This window comes from Shinella sp. R2-11, assembly GCF_055330205.1.
Genome location: NZ_JBVAPC010000006.1, coordinates 250907 through 266425, shown reverse-complemented (window position 1 = coordinate 266425; position 15519 = coordinate 250907). Strand labels below are relative to the sequence as shown.

Sequence of the window (15519 nt, the reverse complement as noted above, 5' to 3'; positions counted from 1 at the left end):
TCGCAGGGGAAAGCGCGCGCCCCTTCGGTATCGGGACGCGCGCCGGATCAGGATTTCCGCCCCGGAATTACTTCCAGCTCTGGTAGTCCGCGGCCGTGCATCCGAAGGGGGCGAGGCCGTCGCCGAAGCGGGCCTTGAGCTGGTCGCAGCCCCATCGGTTGAGCGCTTCCGGCATCATGTCGTTGATGTCCATGCCCGGCGAATTGTACTGCGAGGGCGCGCTGGTCACGTACCAGAGCCAGTAGCCGAAAATGCCGCCGACGATGAGCAGCACGACAAGGAGCGCAAGCCCCAGCCGCCGCGCGAGCGACAGGCCCTTCCTTGCCGGCGCGGGGGCGAGGGCGGCTGCCGCTGTCCCGTGGCCGGCCGCGGCCGCCGATGCGTAAAGCGGCTCCAGCGCCTCTCTGCGCTCCTCGGGCGTCATCTCGATCCGTTCCAGCCGGTCGTCGATGAGGACGGGCAGCGACGTGGCGCCGTGCCACACGGCAAGGGCGACCGGATGGCTGCCGGCATCGCCGACGATGATCGGCTCGTGCCCGCTCTCGAAATGGGTATGGGCGACCCGCTTGGTCTTCCGCTCGCTCAGCCGGTCCGCATAGGTGACAGCAAGGCGGCCGCGCTTGGTCTCCATGCCGGTGATCTCGACGGGGATGACGGTGAGGGGTGCCGGGTGCCGCAACTGGGCGCGGGCGCGGACGATGCGAAGGGCGAAGAAGATCATCGCAAGGCCGCCGCCGCCGAGAAGGAGGGTGAAGACCGCCAGCGTGATGATCCGGTTCCAGAGCATGTCCAGCCCGAGCGTGATCGTGGCGAGCTCGGGGTGATCGGCCGAAACGACGAGGCCCGTCTCGTAGTCGCCGCTGTGGAGGTCGACGAACATGACCTCGACATTCTTGTCGTAGCGCTGGCCGTTCTGCTCGTAGGAAAGGTCCACCTCGCAGGTGGTGAAGAAGGCTTTCCGCGTCCTGCAGCTCCCGTCGATATCGCCTTCGACGATGAGCGGATTCTGGCTGATCGTGTAGTCGCGCAGGATGCCGGGCCCTTCCATCACCATCATGAAGACGGCGATCGCCAGCAGGACCGGCGTGGAAAAGTAATAGGCGAGCGGGATGGAGATCGCCCCGCGCTGCAGGGCGAGGGGACGGGCGGGAAGCTTGATGGTGGGAAAGGTCATGGTCTGCCTGAAAATGAATTGGCCTGAAGGTATCGACGTATCGGAAACGGCACAGGGCACCGGTTCATTCGGATTGAAATGCTTTGGCAACGGCATCATCGAAAATGCGGCCCACGCCATTGCGATCCGAGGCCTTGCAAAGCAAGTTCGGGGCAAATGCAGGAGATTTTCATGAGTCGGCAATGGGTTCGCACATTTTCCCTGGTTGGTTTTCTTCTCGGCGCGGTGGCCCCGGCCCATGCGGTGGAGCTGGCGAAGGTCGCCGGCCACACGGTCGAGATCAGGGAAAAGGACTTCGAGAAGGTGCTCGTCGTCGACGGCCGCGAGCTGCACACGAACCAGATCGTCTTCCTCGATGACGTCTATGCCTTCGGCGATACCGTCGCGCTCGTCGGCACCAGTTCGGGCGGCGGCAATGCCTGCGACGGCGCGCCGTTCGTCCTGTCCTTTCCCGGCCGCGGCGCGCCGCGGATAGACGGGCCCATCGACAGTTGCGTCTCCGTATCCTGGGCCGTCGAGGGCGCGGGCCTCGTCTTTTCGACGGTGAGCGTCCCCGGCCGCGAAACGGAGCGCTGGCAATGGACCGCCGAGCGCGGCATCGCGCCGCTCGCTCCCGTCGCCTTCCAGGCGGATGCGGCGAGCGGCTGGGCCAATCTGCGCGAGCGCACCTTCACCCATCCCTCGGAAGCCTTCGGCAACGGCGAGATTGCCGCAAGCCTCAAGATGGTGCTCGGCTCGGATTTCGAGCATTTCCAGACGCTGATGACCGGGGTGGGAAGCGGCGAATTCAAGGGCGACGACTTCGTCGGCACGGCCTGCCGGCCGCATGCCTGCCTCGACGAGGCGGGGTTGATCTTCCTCTCCTCCGGCGAGCACCGCGTCTACGCGGCCTGGAAGCCGGACGGCGGAAAGATCGCGGTCTTTCCCGCGCCCGTGAAGGACTGGCCGGAAAAGGCCAGGGCGGAATTGCGCGAATGGGCCAGGCAATGGCCGTGACGCCTCTATGGGCGAGGAGTAGACCCTCGCCGGCATCTGGGCGGCAATCGGCAACTATTCGTTTTCGTTTGATATAGCGCAACGATCATTCCGCGCGAACATTCCAAAGCTCCGGCAATGGTTTGCTGGAACGCCCTGGAATGAAATTCATCCGTCTCGTCCTTCTGCTCTGCATCGGCCTGTGCCTCGCCGTTCCCGCCCATGCGGCCTCGGTGCTGCAGCAGTACCTGCCCGCCGCGACGGCCTCCGACCTGGTTCCCGGTGCGGAAGGCTTCGGGCCGATCCGCGAGGATCTGGCGGTGGCGCCGGTGCTCAAGGGCGGCGAGACGGTGGCCTGGGTCTTCATGACCTCGGATTTCGTCGGCACCACCGGCTATTCCGGCAAGCCGATCCACACGCTCGTCGCCGTCGGCAAGGATGCGAAGATCGTCGGCGTGCAGCTCGTCAAGCATTCCGAGCCCATCGTCCTCATCGGCATTCCCGAGGCCAAGGTGAAGGCGCTGGTCGCGAGCTATGCCGGCCTCGACCTCGTCGCCGAGGCGAAATCCGGCGGAACGGCGCATGAGGTGGACATCATCTCCGGCGCGACCGTGACGGTGATGGTGATCGACGATTCCATCGTCCGCTCGGGGCTGAAGGTCGCCCGCGCGCTCGGCCTCGGCGGCCTTGCCCCGGAAACCGAGGGCGCCGGCCCCCGTTTCGAGATCGATCCCGACGCCGCCGCGCCGGCCGACTGGATCGAGGCGGAAGGGGACGGCACGCTGCGCCGGCTGTCGCTCGACGTGGCGCAGGTCAACGCCGCCTTCGCCGAACATCCGGACGTGCGCGCCCGCGACCGGGCGCTGACCGAGGCGCCGCAGACCACCTTCATCGACATGCAGGCGGCGCTGGTCTCCGTGCCGGCCATCGGCAAGGCGCTGCTCGGCCCGGCCGGGGAAGCCAATCTGAAAGGCTGGCTGAAGGAGGGCGAGAACGCCATCGCGGTCGTGGGTCGCGGCCTCTATTCCTTCAAGGGCTCGGGCTATGTGCGCGGCGGCATCTTCGACCGCATCGTGCTGATCCAGGACGACGTCTCGGTGCGCTTCCGCGACCGCGACCATCGCCGCCTCGGCGCCATCGCGCTTTCCGGCGCGCCGGAATTTTCCGAGATGGACCTGTTCCGCATCCCGGCCGGCGTCGGCTTCGATCCCGCAAGGCCCTTCCGCATCCAGCTTCTGGCGCAGCGCGAGGTCGGGCCGATCGAGAAGGTCTTCCACACCTTCGATCTCGGCTACCAGTTGCCGCAGAAATACCTGCGCGCCGTCGCGCCGCCCGCAAAGGAGGTCGCCGCCGTCACCCCGCAGGAGGAAGGCTCGGCACAGGCCGACCTCTGGAAGCGCATCTGGCGCGATTCCAGGCTGAAGATCGTCGCGCTTTCCGGCATGCTGGCGGTGCTGACCGGCGTGTTCTTCTTCCAGACCTATGCGGTCAGGAACGCCCGCGGCTTCTATATCTTCCGCATCGTCTTTCTGACCGTGACACTGGTCTTCCTCGGCTGGTACGCCAATGCACAGCTCTCGGTGGTCAACCTGATGGCGCTGTTCGGCAGCCTCGTCAGCGGCTTCAGCTGGCAGGCCTTTCTGCTCGATCCGCTGACCTTCATCTTGTGGTTCGCCGTCGCCGCCGCGCTGCTCTTCTGGGGGCGGGGGGCCTATTGCGGCTGGCTCTGCCCCTTCGGCGCGCTGCAGGAACTGACCAACCAGATCGCGCGCAAGCTCCGCATCCCGCAATGGACCCTGCCATGGGGCCTGCACGAGCGGCTCTGGCCGGTGAAATACATGATCTTCCTCGGCCTTTTCGGCGTCTCGCTGATGAGCGTCGAGCAGGCCGAGCACCTCGCCGAGATCGAGCCGTTCAAGACCGCGATCATCCTGAAGTTCATCCGCGCCTGGCCGTTCGTCGCCTATGCCGTCGCGCTTCTCGTCGCTGGGCTCTTCGTCGAGCGGTTCTACTGCCGCTATCTCTGCCCGCTCGGCGCGGCGCTGGCCATCCCCGCGCGCATGCGCATGTTCGACTGGCTGAAGCGCTACCACGAATGCGGAAATCCCTGCCAGACCTGCGCCATCCAGTGTCCGGTGCAGGCGATCCACAAGACCGGCGAGATCAACCCGAACGAGTGCATCAACTGCCTGCACTGCCAGGTCCTCTACCAGTCCGAAACCGTGTGCCCCGTCGTGATCAAGAAGATGAAGTCGCGCGCGAAGCTCGCGGCAAGTCCCGGCGGCGCGCCGATCCACCAACCCGCAGCCAAGGTTTAACCGAAGAAGGAAACCCACCATGGAAACGAAGGAAAACAAGGGACTGAGCCGCCGCGCGCTGTTCAGCGCGACCGCGGGCTCGGCGGTCCTCGCCGGCACGATGGGGCCGGCCGCGCTCGGCCTCGGCGCCGCAAGCCTTGCGACCCCGGCCCGTGCCGCCGCCGGGGCCGACGGCTCCGTCGCGCCCGGCAAGCTCGACGATTATTACGGCTTCTGGTCCTCTGGCCAGTCGGGCGAGATGCGCATCCTCGGCATTCCCTCGATGCGCGAACTGATGCGCGTTCCGGTGTTCAACCGCTGCTCGGCCACCGGCTGGGGCCAGACGAACGAATCCATCCGCATCCACCAGCGCACGATGTCGGAGAAGACGAAGAAGCAGCTTGCCGCCAACGGCAAGAAGATCCACGACAACGGCGACCTGCACCACGTCCACATGTCCTTCACCGAGGGCAAGTATGACGGCCGCTACCTCTTCATGAACGACAAGGCCAATACCCGCGTCGCCCGCGTGCGCTGCGACGTGATGAAGACCGACGCGATCCTGGAAATCCCCAACGCCAAGGGCATCCATGGCCTGCGCCCGCAGAAATGGCCGCGCTCCAACTACGTCTTCTGCAACGGCGAGGACGAGGCGCCTCTGGTCAACGACGGCTCGACCATGAAGGACGTCTCGACCTATGTGAACATCTTCACCGCGGTCGATGCCGACAAGTGGGAGGTCGCCTGGCAGGTGCAGGTCTCCGGCAACCTCGACAACTGCGACGCCGACTACGAGGGCAAGTGGGCCTTCTCGACCAGCTACAATTCCGAAATGGGCACGACGCTGGAAGAGATGACCAAGTCCGAGATGGACCACGTCGTCGTCTTCAACCTCGCCGAGATCGAGAAGGCCGTCGCCGCCGGCAAGTTCGAGGAGATCAACGGCGTCAAGGTGCTGGACGGCCGCAAGGAGGCGAAATCCCTCTTCACCCGCTACATCCCCATCGCCAACAACCCGCACGGCTGCAACATGGCGCCGGACAAGAAGCACCTGTGCATCAACGGCAAGCTCTCGCCGACCGTGACCGTGCTCGACGTCACGAAGTTCGACGCGATCTTCTATGACAATGCCGAGCCGCGCAGCGCCGTGGTGGCCGAGCCGGAACTCGGCCTCGGCCCGCTCCACACCGCCTTCGACGGCCGCGGCAACGCCTATACCTCGCTCTTCCTCGACAGCCAGGTGGTCAAGTGGAACATCGAGGAGGCCATCCGTGCCTATGCCGGCGAGAAGATCGACCCGATCAAGGACAAGCTCGACGTCCAGTACCAGCCCGGTCACCTGAAGACCGTGATGGGCGAGACGCTGGACGCCACCAACGACTGGCTGGTGTGCCTGTGCAAGTTCTCCAAGGACCGCTTCCTCAATGTCGGTCCGCTGAAGCCGGAGAACGACCAGCTCATCGACATTTCCGGCGACAAGATGAAGCTGGTGCACGACGGCCCGAACTTCGCAGAGCCGCATGACGCCATCGCGGTCTCCCCCTCGATCCTGCCGAACATCAAGTCGGTCTGGGACCGCCAGGATCCGCTGTGGTCGGAAACGCGCAAGCAGGCCGAGGCCGACGGCGTCAATATCGACGAATGGACCGACGCCGTCATCCGCGACGGCAACAAGGTGCGCGTCTACATGACCTCCGTCGCGCCGAGCTACAGCCAGGAAAGCTTCACGGTGAAGGAAGGCGACGAGGTCACGGTCATCGTCACCAATCTCGACGAGATCGACGACCTGACGCACGGCTTCACCATGGGCAACCATGGCGTGGCCATGGAAGTCGGGCCGCAGCAGACGAGCTCCGTCACCTTCGTCGCCGCCAATCCGGGCGTCTACTGGTACTATTGCCAGTGGTTCTGCCATGCCCTGCACATGGAAATGCGCGGCCGCATGTTCGTGGAACCGAAGGACGCCTGAGAAATGCGGCTGCCCGTCCTCCTGATCGGCCTTCTGCTCGCCTCGCCGCTCGCCGCGGCGGAGCGCGCCGTCGCGCCGGGCGCGGGCAGCCTCGCGGCGGCCATTGCCGGGGCGGCGCCCGGCGATGTGCTGCGGCTTTCCGACGGGGCCTATCCAGGCCCCGTCACCGTCGATAGACCCCTCATCATTACCGGCCCGCGCGGGGCGGTGGTGGACGGGCTCGGCGAGGGCAGCGTCATGACGATCGCCGCGCCCGACGTGACGCTGACGGGCTTCACCGTCACCGGCTCGGGCCGGGTGAACCAGGACCTCGACGCCGGCGTGAAGATCCTCAAGGGCGCCGACCGCGCCCGCATCGAAAAGCTGCTGGTCACCGGCAACATGCACGGCATCGACGTGCATGGCGGCCGCAACGCGACCGTCGCCGGCAACGAGATCGTCGGCACGGACAGCCCGCGCATGAACGAGCGCGGCAACGGCATCTATGTCTGGAACAGCCCCGGCACGCTCCTGGAGAACAACGCCATTCGCTACGGGCGCGACGGCATCTTCTCCAATGCCAGCGCCGACAGCATCTACCGCGGCAACGTGATGCGCGACCTGCGTTTCGCCGTGCATTTCATGTACACCCGCAACACCGAGGTTTCCGGCAACGTCTCCATCGGCAACCATCTCGGCTTCGCCATCATGTTCTCCGACAGGGCGAAGATCCTCAACAATCTCAGCCTCGGCGACCGCGAGCACGGGCTGATGCTGAACTATGCCAACAATGCCGACGTCACGGGCAACCTGGTGCGCGGCGGCACGAGGAAGTGCCTCTTCATCTACAACGCCCACAAGAACCTCATCTGGAACAACCGCTTCGAGGGCTGCGGCATCGGCATCCATTTCACCGCCGGCTCGGAGAAGAACGTGCTCACCGGCAACGCCTTCGTCGGCAACCGCGAGCAGGTGAGATATGTCGGCACGCGCAACATGGAATGGAGCCATGAGGGCAGGGGCAATTTCTGGTCCGACCACCCGGCCTTCGACCTCAACGGTGACGGCATCGCCGACAGTTTCTATCGGCCCAACGACCTGATGGACCAGATCCTCTGGTCGCAGCCGGCGGCAAGCCTCCTCATCGGCTCGCCCGCCGTGCAGCTCGTGCGCTGGAGCCAGCGGGACTTTCCCGCGACGCTGCCCGGCGGCGTGCGCGACAGCGCGCCGCTGATGCGGCCCCTCACCATATCCGTCCCGCCCGACATTCTCGGCTACGAGGCCGAGGCCGCCGGCCGCTGGGCCGAAGGAAATGACGATGACACCGACCCTGACAATCTCCCGGCTCACTAAGCGCTTCGGCGACGTCGAGGCGCTGAAGGCTGTTTCGCTGACGCTGGAGGCGGGCAGGCGCGCGGCCCTGCTCGGCCATAACGGCGCGGGCAAGTCGACGATGATGAAGATCATCCTCGGCCTCATTCCCTATGACGGCGGCGAGGTCTCGGTCTGCGGCTCCTCGCCCGGCTCGTCCTCCGCCCGCGCCGCGGTCGCCTACCTGCCCGAGAACGTCGCCTTCCATCCGGCGCTGACGGGCGAGGAGCAGCTTCGCTATTATCTCTCGCTGCGCGGCGAAAGCCCGCGACAGGCGATGGAGCTCCTGTCGCGCGTCGGCCTCGCCCATGCCGCGCGGCGGCGCATCGGCACCTATTCCAAGGGCATGCGCCAGCGCGTCGGCCTCGCCCAGACGCTGATCGGCAAGCCGCGCCTGCTCGTCCTCGACGAGCCGACCTCCGGCCTCGACCCCGTCTCGCGCCGCGACTTCTACGACCTGCTCGACGGCCTTTCCGCCGAGGGCACGGCGATCCTGCTCTCCTCGCATGTGCTGACCGAGGTGGAGGCGCGCGCCGACCGCATCCTCATCCTTTCCGGCGGGGCGCTGGTGGCGGAAGGCACGCTTGCCGACCTGCGCGCCCGTGCCGCGTTGCCCGTCGCCCTGCTGGTGCGGCCCGCGCCCGGCCGCGCGCCGGCGCTTGTCTCGGCCTTTCCCGAGGCATCCGCCGGCGGCGACGGCCTGCTGCGCCTTTCCTGCGCGCAGGCGGAGAAGCTGCCGCTGCTCGCCCGCATATCGGCGCTCGGCGGCGAGGTCGCCGATCTCGACGTGATCCCGCCGAGCCTCGAGGACATCTACAGCCATTTCAGCCGGAGGGACGGGCAATGAACCGCATCCTCGCCACGGCGGTCTCGGAATTCCGCATCGCCTTCCGCAATCGCTGGGTCTCCATCGCAACGGGCATGATGGTGCTGTTCGCGCTGGTGCTCGCCGCCGCCGGCGCCGCGCCGACCGGCGATGTCGGCGTCGACCGGCTGTCGGTGACGGTCGCCTCGCTCACCTCGCTCGCCGTCTATCTGGTACCGCTGCTGGCGCTCCTCATGAGCTTCGACGCGGTGGCGGGCGAGGTGGAGCGCGGCACGCTGCCGCTGCTTCTCACCTATCCGGTCTCGCGCCTTGAGATCCTGCTCGGCAAGCTCCTGGCGCATCTGGCGATCCTCGCGCTCGCGGTCACGCTCGGCTATGGCGCGGCGGCGCTGGTCGCCGTCTGGTCGGATCCCGGCGCGGTGGCGGGTCTCGCCTCGCTCTGGCGGCTGGTCTGGACGTCCGTCGCGCTCGGCGCGACCTTCCTCGGCGCGGGCTATGCGCTCTCGGCCCTGGCGCGCCGGCCCTCGGGGGCGGCAGGCCTTGCCATCGCGCTCTGGCTGGCGGCCGTGGTGCTCTACGACCTTGCCCTTCTGGCGCTGATCGTCACGGACAGCGGCGGGGCCTTCACCACCCATGCGCTGCCCGTCGCGCTGCTCGCCAATCCCGCCGACGCCTTCCGCGTCTTCAATCTCTCGGCGGCCGAGGCGGTCGCCGCGGCCGGCGGCATCGGCGGGGCGGCGCGGGCGATCCCGCTCTGGCAGTCGGCCGCCTCGCTCCTCGTCTGGCCGCTCGCGGCCATCGCCCTTGCGGCCGCAGCCTTCCGAAAGGTGACGCCATGAAGAACCGTCTCCGCCCCGCCGTGCTCCTGGCGGCGCTCCTCCTTCTTTCCGCCTGCAAGGAGGACGTCGCCCAGGCCATCGTGCCGCAGGAAATGACGCCCGAGACGCTCGGCCATTACTGCCAGATGAACCTTCTGGAGCATCCCGGCCCCAAGGCGCAGGTCTTCCTCGAAGGCAATGCCGCCCCGCTCTTCTTCAGCCAGGTGCGCGACGCCATCGCCTATGCCCGCGGTCCCGAGCAGGTCGCGCCCATCGTCGCGGTCTATGTCAACGACATGGGCGCGGCGGGGGCGACCTGGGACGAGCCCGGCAAGGGCAACTGGATCGCCGCCGACAAGGCCTTCTATGTCGTCGGCTCGGCCCGGCGGGGCGGCATGGGCGCGCCGGAGACCGTGCCCTTTTCCAGCCGGGAGCGCGCCGCCGCCTTCGCGATCGCGGAGGGCGGCCGGGTGCTCGCCCTTGCCGACGTCACCGACGCCATGGTCCTGACGCCGGTGGAGACCGGCGGCCGGCCCGATACCGACGACGCCGACTATCGCGACCGCTTGAACGCCCTTACCCCGTCCACCGGAGGCTGAACCCATGCTGATGACCCGCCGCCGCCTCATTGCCATTTCCGCGGCCTTCGCCGCCCTGCCGGCCGCCGCCCGCGCCGATGGAGGAACCGCGCGCCTGTGGACCGGGCAGGCGCTGGGCGCGCGCGCCTCGATCCGCCTCGACCACCCGGACGGCGAGGCCATCGCCGCCCGCGTCATGGCCGAGATCGGCCGGCTGGAGGATATCCTCAGCCTCTACCGGCCGGAGAGCGCCCTGTCGCGGCTGAACCGCGAGGGGCATCTTGCCGCCCCGCCCTTCGAGCTTCTGGAATGCCTGTCGTTGGCCGGCGCGGTGCACCAGGCGAGCGGCGGGCGGTTCGATCCGACGGTGCAGCCGCTCTGGGCGCTCTGGGCCGAAGCGGCCGCGAAGGGCGGGCGGCCCGATGCGAAAAGCCTCGAAGGCGTGCTGCGGAAGACCGGCTGGGAGAGGGTGGAGCTCGATGCGGCGGCGATCACGATGCGGCCCGGCACGGCGCTGACGCTGAACGGCATCGGCCAGGGCTATGTCGCCGACCGGGTGGCCGTGCTGCTGGAGGCCGAGGGCCTCACCGACATCCTGATCGACACCGGCGAGTTCCGCGCCCTCGGTGGCCGGCCTCACGGCGGGGAATGGCCGCTGCGGCTTGAAACGGGCGAGCGCGTGGCGCTACGCCAGCGCGCGCTGGCGACCTCCGCCCCGCTCGGCACGACCTTCGACCAGGCCGGCCGGGACGGCCATATCCTCGATCCCGAAACGGGCATGCCCGCGCCGGCGCAATGGCGGTCGGTCTCGATCTCCGCCCCCTCGGCGGCGATTGCCGACGCCCTCGCGACGGCCGCCTGCCTGATGCTCGACAGGGAAGCGGTCCTTGCCATGATCGGCCGCTTCGACGGCGCGCGGCTGGAAGCCGGGGTGACGGTCTAAGGGAGCGGTTCCCCGAGCGGAGCGACGGTTCAACGCGGGTGCGTTACACCTGCCTCACGTTACGTAAGATACACGCTGCGTTGCATCGGGTATATTGGTTTTCCCTGGTATTGATTGGTATTATCCGCACCGATAAGTAATACTTACGATATAAATTCGAACGGAATTTGTTCTTCGTCAATTTTTGGCGAAGTATCGGCCTCCGATTTACAGTGTTTGTTTACTGTCCCCTGCGAAAAATCGCTACAGACCGAAGGCTGGAGTCCTGATTCGGGACTTGCGTCATTCGCCAACCCAACTGCAGAGGATTTGCCGATGTCGGCGCAGGATGCCAAGACCCAGCAACTGAACGAGCGTCTCCAGTTCGTCGAGTTCGACGCCGGCCAGCGCGCGGCGCTGAAAAGGGCGCTGCCCACCATTTCCGCCTCGCTCGACGGCGCGCTGGACATCTTCTACGGCAAGGCCCGCGCCACGCCCGAGACCGCCCGTTTCTTTTCCAACGAGGCGCATATCCAGAGCGCCAAGGGCCGGCAGGTCAAGCATTGGGAAGTGATCGGCTCGGCGAAGTTCGACGCGCACTATGTCGATGCCGTCACCACGATCGGCAGGACCCATGCCCGCCTCGGCCTGGAGCCGCGCTGGTATATCGGCGGTTATGCGCTGATCCTGGAGGCCATCGTCGAGAGCGTCGTCCGCAAGCATCTCGAAGGTTTCCTCTACCGCAGGAAGGCCGATGCGCTGAGCGAGGAGATCACCGCCATCGTCAAGGCCGCGCTGGTCGACATGGACTATGCGATCTCGGTCTATCTCGACGCCCTCCAGGAGGAGCGCGAGAAATCCGAGGCCGCGCGCCAAGCGCTGAACGCCGAGCAGGAAGAGGCGCTCGGCGCGATCGACACCTCGCTCAACCGCCTTGCCGGCGGCGACCTCACCGCCGCCATCGCCACGCCGCTCGCCCCGCAGTTCGAGCGCCTGCGCTCCAATTTCAACGCGGCGATCGAGAAGTTGGACGACACGCTCGGCGCCATCGTGACGGCGGCGGACGACGCGGCCGGCAATTCCGGCGAGCTGGTCCACGCCACCGACGACATGGCCAAGCGCACCGAGCAGCAGGCGGCCTCGCTGGAAGAGACCGCCGCCGCCGTCGAGGAGATCACCACCATTTCCCGCGAGGCAGCGCAGCGCGCCGAGGAGGCCCGCCGCGTCGTCGGCAGCGCGACGGAGGAGGCCAGGCGCTCCGGCGCCATCGTCGAGCAGGCGGTCACCGCCATGAGCGCCATCCAGGAATCCTCCGGCAAGATCACCCAGATCATCGGCGTCATCGACCAGATCTCCTTCCAGACCAACCTGCTTGCCCTCAATGCCGGCGTCGAGGCGGCGCGGGCGGGCGAGGCGGGCAAGGGCTTCGCGGTCGTCGCGCAGGAGGTGCGCGAGCTCGCGCAGAAATCCGCCGAGGCCGCCAAGGAGATCAAGGCGCTGATCGACAAGTCCTTCGAGGACGTGCAGCTCGGCGTGTCGCTGGTCAACCGGACGGGCGAGGCGCTGCATCACATCGGCGAGCAGGTCGTCAATATCAACGGCCATATCGACGCCATCGCCAGCTCCGCCCGCGAACAGTCGGCGGGCATCGCCGAGATCAACACGGCCGTCGGCAGCATGGACCAGATGACCCAGCAGAACGCCGCGATGGTCGAGGAGACCAACGCCGCCACGCACAATCTCATGCAGATCAGCACGACGCTGAAAGGGCTGGTGGACAGCTTCACGGTCTCGGCCGAGCGCAGCCAGCGGGCGGCAAGGGCGGCGCAGCGGCGATACGGCTGACAGAGGCCGGGCGGGCGCTGCTCAGAAACGCAGCGTCAGGCCCAGCACGGGGCCGCTGAGGCGCGTGTCGAAGACATGGCCGCCACGGTCGTAATCGACATCGAGCACCTTGTAGCCGGCGGAGACGGAAAGGTGGTCGGTGAAGGTATAATTGATCGTGGCGAGAGCCGACCAGGTGATGTCGGACCCCGCGCCGAAGCCGCCGACATCCGCCTGCGCCTGAACCGACAGCTTGTCCGTCAGGGGAAGGAAGGCGCGCAGGCCGATCACCGGATCGACCCAGCCGAAGCTTTCGCGGTAGCTATACGGTCCTGGCGTACTGATCGTCACGTCGTTCGAGATGTGCCAGAAGCGCGCGCCGGCAAGGGCATCCAGCGTGAAGTCGGGCGTGTCGACGACGCGGTAGCCCCCTTGCAGCGTGGCCATGAACTGCTTGCTGTCGACGCTTCCGCTGATGATGACGCCGGGTGGTATCGGCGGCGGCAGCGCGCCGAAGGCATGGCTGTCCGTGGTGTCGACATACATCATGTCGCCTGACAGGACGAAGCGGTCGTAGCGCGCCCAGACATTCACGAAGCCGCCGAAGTTGAGGTCGTCCATGACGTCGGAGAAGGATTTCTCCACGCCGATGGTCGGCGCGCGCCGGAACGGCGAGATGTCGCCCTTGAGGCCCGCGGCCCACATGTAGGGCGTGATCTGCAGGGCCCAGCCGGGGCCCGCATCCGTGACGGCGGCGGGCTCTTCGGACGGTCCGGCGAAGGCATCGGCGGCTGAGGCCGTCTGCGCGGTGCAGGCGGCGGCGAGGGTGAGCAGGGCGGCGTATCGGATCACGAGACTGTCCTTCAGGCTGAAAGCGTGTTCTTGTGAATGCGCCCATCCTTCATGATGAGCTTCATCGTGCGTTCCGGATCGGCGATCAGGGCGATATCCTGCAGCGGATTGCCGTCGACGACGAGAATGTCCGCATAGGCGCCGGCCTCGATGCGCCCGAGCTTGCCCGGATAGGGATTGCGCGCGCCGGAAAGGCCGGCAAGCTCCGCATTGCCGCTGGTCAGGAGACGCAGGACATCCGCGGGCTCGTACCATCGGGCGAACTTCGCGAGCTGCTTGCCCTGCGTCGCCGTGCCCCTGGGGCTGAACAGGATATCCGTGCCGAGCGCCATGCGCACCTTGTGCTTGCGCCCCAGCTCGACCGCCCGGCCGGTGCCCTCGGCGATGGCCTGCTGCTGCATGCGCTGTTCCGGCGACGGATAGGTGTTGGAATCCTCGTCGGCGAGGAAGGGCTGGATGCTCCACCACGCCCCCGCATCCGCCATCCGCCGCACGGTCTCCTCGTCGGCGAGCTGGCCGTGCTCGATGGATTTCACGCCGCAGGCAAGGGCGCGCTGCACGCCGGCCGACGTATAGGTGTGGACGCAGACATAGGTGCCCCAGTCGGCGGCGGCGGAGACCGCGGCCTTCATCTCCGCCTCGGAATATTGCAGCGCGTCGATCGGGTCATAGGCCGAGGCGACACCGCCGCCGCCCATGATCTTGATCTGGCTGGCGCCCAGCATGAGCTGCTCGCGCACCCGGCGCAGCACCTCGGCCTCGCCATCCGCGATGGCCGATATGCCGGCCCGTTCGGCGACGCTGAGGTCGCCCTGCGCCGTGCGGGGCAGGTCGGTGCGCATGCGGAAGTCGCCGTGCCCCGAGGTCTGCGAGATCATGGCGCCGGACGGATAGATGCGCGGCCCCGCGACATGTCCCTCGTCGATGGCGCGCTTCAGCGCGAAAGAAGGGCCGCCGACATCGCGCACCGTCGTGAAGCCGCGCAGCACGGTGCGCTCGGCTTCCTCGGCGGCGAGCAGGTGGACATAGGGGATATCGGCGGTCATCGCCGTGAGCTGGGAAATGCCGGCGAGGATCGAATGCCAGTGGGCATCGATCATGCCGGGCATCAGCGTGCGCCCGCCGCAATCGATGGCATCGGCATCGGCGACCGTCTCCCCGGCCGCCACCAGCGCCTTGATGAGCCGGCCCTCGACCAGCACGTCCCGGCCCTCGGCAAGCGTGGCGTTCTCCCCGTCGAAAATCCGGACATTCGTGAGCCGCACGGTCCTTGCGGGCGCCTGCGCGAAGGCGGCGCCGCCAAGGGCGGGGGCGGCGAGGCTCGCCGCGATGGCCTTGAGGACCGAGCGGCGGGAAAGGCCCGCATCGATGCGGGAGAACAGATCCCGGGCGAGGGGGCTGTGGCACGCGCAATCCCCGTCATGCGTGAGATGCCGGTATCTCTGGCCAAGACGAAACGACAAGGCGCCCCTCCCTCTGCTCGAAGACCGACTTATGCCCAGCGGCGGAAACTTAATCAACCGGTGGCGGCGAAATGTCCCTGCCGGCAATCGACCGTTCCCGGCACGGGATCGGAAAATCCCGACACACTTGTCACTCCCGGCAGTCGGTCCTTCCGGCCTAGTCTCGGCTTTGCAACGACAAAAGCACGGGAGAGGAAAATGGCAATGCCGGTGACAGTCGAGAGGCCGCTTCCAGGATGCGCGCACGGTCCGGCGGACTGGCTCTGCCTTGCCGCATCGCCCGTCTTCGCCCTCATGGCATGGACAAGCGCCGGCGACCCGATGGCCTTCTGCGCCTCGGGCCCGCTGCCGATGGACGGCATGACCGCGATGTACCTGCTGATGGCTCTTTTCCATCTGCCGCCCTGGCTGAGGCTCGTTTCCCGCCGGGCGTGGCGCTTCCCGCCCGACACATCAACCGAAGGAGAATGA

At 67.2% G+C, this 15519-nt stretch carries 14 protein-coding genes; 11 read left to right on the top strand and 3 right to left on the bottom strand.

Annotated elements, in window-relative coordinates; genetic code table 11:
* Positions 1 to 67: 67 nt before the first annotated feature.
* Positions 68 to 1174 carry a hypothetical protein gene (locus ACZ1A1_RS17070; protein ID WP_463620823.1) on the bottom strand — a complete coding sequence of 369 codons (1107 nt, stop codon included), beginning with the start codon at positions 1172 to 1174 and terminating at the stop codon, positions 68 to 70.
* On the opposite strand from ACZ1A1_RS17070, the gene ACZ1A1_RS17065 reads away from it, so the two are divergent.
* The 10 genes from ACZ1A1_RS17065 to ACZ1A1_RS17020 all read left to right on the top strand — a co-directional run bounded on the left by ACZ1A1_RS17065 (position 1173) and on the right by ACZ1A1_RS17020 (position 12754).
* Positions 1173 to 1349, top strand: coding sequence for a hypothetical protein (locus ACZ1A1_RS17065; protein WP_463620822.1), 177 nt, complete (start codon positions 1173 to 1175; stop codon positions 1347 to 1349). The genes ACZ1A1_RS17070 and ACZ1A1_RS17065 overlap by 2 nt on opposite strands.
* Positions 1346 to 2170 (top strand): hypothetical protein, encoded by an 825-nt coding sequence (locus ACZ1A1_RS17060; protein ID WP_463620821.1) that lies wholly within the window; start codon positions 1346 to 1348, stop codon positions 2168 to 2170. The genes ACZ1A1_RS17065 and ACZ1A1_RS17060 overlap by 4 nt, the downstream gene beginning before the upstream one ends.
* A gap of 140 nt (positions 2171 to 2310) precedes the next feature.
* Positions 2311 to 4467 (top strand): 4Fe-4S binding protein, encoded by a 2157-nt coding sequence (locus tag ACZ1A1_RS17055; RefSeq protein ID WP_463620820.1) that lies wholly within the window; start codon positions 2311 to 2313, stop codon positions 4465 to 4467.
* A gap of 19 nt (positions 4468 to 4486) precedes the next feature.
* On the top strand, positions 4487 to 6415 hold the full coding sequence (nosZ, locus tag ACZ1A1_RS17050; RefSeq protein ID WP_313193981.1) for a TAT-dependent nitrous-oxide reductase: 1929 nt from the start codon (positions 4487 to 4489) through the stop codon (positions 6413 to 6415).
* Positions 6416 to 6418: 3 nt separating this feature from the next.
* On the top strand, positions 6419 to 7747 hold the full coding sequence (locus ACZ1A1_RS17045; RefSeq protein WP_463620819.1) for a nitrous oxide reductase family maturation protein NosD: 1329 nt from the start codon (positions 6419 to 6421) through the stop codon (positions 7745 to 7747).
* A complete protein-coding gene (locus ACZ1A1_RS17040; protein ID WP_463620818.1) occupies positions 7713 to 8612 on the top strand; it encodes an ABC transporter ATP-binding protein in 900 nt (299 codons plus the stop codon). The genes ACZ1A1_RS17045 and ACZ1A1_RS17040 overlap by 35 nt, the downstream gene beginning before the upstream one ends.
* Positions 8609 to 9430: an ABC transporter permease gene (locus ACZ1A1_RS17035; RefSeq protein WP_463620817.1), complete on the top strand. Its 822-nt coding sequence runs from the start codon at positions 8609 to 8611 to the stop codon at positions 9428 to 9430. The genes ACZ1A1_RS17040 and ACZ1A1_RS17035 overlap by 4 nt, the downstream gene beginning before the upstream one ends.
* Positions 9427 to 10008 (top strand): nitrous oxide reductase accessory protein NosL, encoded by a 582-nt coding sequence (locus ACZ1A1_RS17030; protein WP_463620816.1) that lies wholly within the window; start codon positions 9427 to 9429, stop codon positions 10006 to 10008. The genes ACZ1A1_RS17035 and ACZ1A1_RS17030 overlap by 4 nt, the downstream gene beginning before the upstream one ends.
* Before the next feature lie 4 nt (positions 10009 to 10012).
* On the top strand, positions 10013 to 10930 hold the full coding sequence (locus ACZ1A1_RS17025; protein ID WP_463620815.1) for an FAD:protein FMN transferase: 918 nt from the start codon (positions 10013 to 10015) through the stop codon (positions 10928 to 10930).
* Positions 10931 to 11245: 315 nt separating this feature from the next.
* Positions 11246 to 12754, top strand: a complete 1509-nt coding sequence (locus ACZ1A1_RS17020; protein WP_463620814.1) for a methyl-accepting chemotaxis protein — start codon at positions 11246 to 11248, stop codon at positions 12752 to 12754.
* A gap of 21 nt (positions 12755 to 12775) precedes the next feature.
* Here ACZ1A1_RS17020 and ACZ1A1_RS17015 read toward each other — a convergent pair whose 3' ends face one another.
* Both ACZ1A1_RS17015 and ACZ1A1_RS17010 read right to left on the bottom strand, forming a co-directional pair.
* Positions 12776 to 13585, bottom strand: coding sequence for a porin family protein (locus ACZ1A1_RS17015; protein ID WP_463620813.1), 810 nt, complete (start codon positions 13583 to 13585; stop codon positions 12776 to 12778).
* 11 nt (positions 13586 to 13596) lie between these two features.
* Positions 13597 to 15048, bottom strand: coding sequence for a metal-dependent hydrolase family protein (locus ACZ1A1_RS17010; RefSeq protein WP_463620812.1), 1452 nt, complete (start codon positions 15046 to 15048; stop codon positions 13597 to 13599).
* 204 nt (positions 15049 to 15252) lie between these two features.
* Between ACZ1A1_RS17010 and ACZ1A1_RS17005 the strand changes: the two genes are divergently transcribed.
* A complete protein-coding gene (locus ACZ1A1_RS17005; RefSeq protein ID WP_463620811.1) occupies positions 15253 to 15519 on the top strand; it encodes a hypothetical protein in 267 nt (88 codons plus the stop codon).

What these genes read in the sequence shown, in the direction of transcription:
- ACZ1A1_RS17065 (WP_463620822.1), top strand. Translation starts at nt 1,173, where the DNA reads ATGGTCTGCCTGAAAATGAATTGGCCTGAAGGTATCGACGTATCGGAA.
- ACZ1A1_RS17070 (WP_463620823.1), bottom strand. Translation starts at nt 1,174, where the DNA reads ATGACCTTTCCCACCATCAAGCTTCCCGCCCGTCCCCTCGCCCTGCAG.
- ACZ1A1_RS17060 (WP_463620821.1), top strand. Translation starts at nt 1,346, where the DNA reads ATGAGTCGGCAATGGGTTCGCACATTTTCCCTGGTTGGTTTTCTTCTC.
- ACZ1A1_RS17055 (WP_463620820.1), top strand. Translation starts at nt 2,311, where the DNA reads ATGAAATTCATCCGTCTCGTCCTTCTGCTCTGCATCGGCCTGTGCCTC.
- nosZ (WP_313193981.1), top strand. Translation starts at nt 4,487, where the DNA reads ATGGAAACGAAGGAAAACAAGGGACTGAGCCGCCGCGCGCTGTTCAGC.
- ACZ1A1_RS17045 (WP_463620819.1), top strand. Translation starts at nt 6,419, where the DNA reads ATGCGGCTGCCCGTCCTCCTGATCGGCCTTCTGCTCGCCTCGCCGCTC.
- ACZ1A1_RS17040 (WP_463620818.1), top strand. Translation starts at nt 7,713, where the DNA reads ATGACACCGACCCTGACAATCTCCCGGCTCACTAAGCGCTTCGGCGAC.
- ACZ1A1_RS17035 (WP_463620817.1), top strand. Translation starts at nt 8,609, where the DNA reads ATGAACCGCATCCTCGCCACGGCGGTCTCGGAATTCCGCATCGCCTTC.
- ACZ1A1_RS17030 (WP_463620816.1), top strand. Translation starts at nt 9,427, where the DNA reads ATGAAGAACCGTCTCCGCCCCGCCGTGCTCCTGGCGGCGCTCCTCCTT.
- ACZ1A1_RS17025 (WP_463620815.1), top strand. Translation starts at nt 10,013, where the DNA reads ATGCTGATGACCCGCCGCCGCCTCATTGCCATTTCCGCGGCCTTCGCC.
- ACZ1A1_RS17020 (WP_463620814.1), top strand. Translation starts at nt 11,246, where the DNA reads ATGTCGGCGCAGGATGCCAAGACCCAGCAACTGAACGAGCGTCTCCAG.
- ACZ1A1_RS17005 (WP_463620811.1), top strand. Translation starts at nt 15,253, where the DNA reads ATGCCGGTGACAGTCGAGAGGCCGCTTCCAGGATGCGCGCACGGTCCG.